The organism is Bacillus sp. D48C (assembly GCF_053345735.1).
Map to the genome: position 1 here is coordinate 225,295 of NZ_JBKFAQ010000010.1, position 833 is coordinate 226,127.

The 833-nt window shown below is 34.8% G+C and carries 1 pseudogene; it reads right to left on the reverse strand.

Annotated features, from left to right (window positions below):
* Nucleotides 1-792 (reverse strand): annotated as a pseudogene (locus tag ACLBXA_RS22335) (VirB4 family type IV secretion system protein); the annotation flags it as partial.
* Nucleotides 793-833: the final 41 nt, after the last annotated feature.

The window sequence follows — 833 nt, forward strand, 5'->3', positions numbered from 1 at the left end:
TCCCGCACCAGACTTCCCAATCATTACACCGTTATAACTCTTTCTTTGATTGTCTTTATGGAAGATATCAAAAATAACATTTCCTTTTGTTTTCGTTGTTCCATAATACGTACCGTATGGATCGTGCAAATAGGAATAATGAAACGGACACCCACCAGCCAAACTGACTGCCGGAATTTCTTTCCCTTTTCTTCGATTCACATAATTTTTTTGTGTATCAAAGCTCGTTACGAGTGCATCCCATTCATACTCTTGTTCATTTAAAAAGACAGCTCCTCGAAAGTTATAAGATTCTAATGTTTCCAGGATCTCTTTTACTTGTTTTTCTAGCTCATCTATTGTTCTAGCGGAGACATAAATACGAATGTGAATACGTTTCATGACCTCACCTTGTTTCAAATCCGTATAGAGAGCTTCCAGCTCTAAAAATTCATTTTTCGCATCAATTCGATCTATATTATCCTTTGCTGTATCATGCCGAACACTTTGTTCACTCATGGATTTATTAATTGATTCAACTACTTCATTTCGATTATCACTCATGACATCTAATGTTGTGATCACATTTGGCATATTCATAATTTGCTCTAACCAAAAATCATTTACCTCTGTTGGATAATCATAGACATGAATGCAAGTACCTAATCCATCACCTGTTTGAAAATAACTTTCTTTAAAACTAATTCCCCCTTGTGGCTGAACTCTAGCCACTAAAAAGGGGTTATAACCTTTCTTCTTTTTTAGTTCCTCTTGTTTTTCTTTTTTAGATTTTTTACTCTTGAACGCAAACATATTGTTGCCCCCTTACTACCATATATTTTTCGTTCCTAATT